1 protein-coding gene is annotated in these 285 nt (G+C 59.6%); it reads left to right on the top strand.

What is annotated here, in order from left to right; all coding sequences use genetic code 11:
* Positions 1 to 285: glutathione S-transferase family protein (locus tag FLQ44_RS07930; RefSeq protein WP_206208745.1), on the top strand; the 285-nt coding region annotated here is incomplete at both ends.

The following is a 285-nucleotide window of genomic DNA, read 5'->3' as shown; positions in this document are numbered from 1 at the left end:
CTATCACGCCGATGCCACGATCACCTTCCCGCAGACGGTCTATATGCGCTTCTGCCTGTTCGAGAAGGACAAGGGATTGCAGGAGGCAGGGCACGCCTATGCCAAGTGGTTCCACAAGCGGCTGATCAAGATCGAGCAGCGCCTTGCCGCCCGCGAATACCTCTGCGCCGACCGCTTCACCGTTGCCGATATCTGTATCGGCTATGCCCTGATCCTTGCCGAAAGCGTCGGCCTTGATGATGGCGTGCCTGAAAGCCTCAAGGCCTATCGCAGCAGGCTGACAGC

Origin of the sequence: Vogesella mureinivorans (assembly GCF_007644035.1) — a bacterium.
Taxonomy (GTDB): domain Bacteria; phylum Pseudomonadota; class Gammaproteobacteria; order Burkholderiales; family Chromobacteriaceae; genus Vogesella; species Vogesella mureinivorans.
This window is presented reverse-complemented; position numbering and strand designations above follow the sequence as displayed.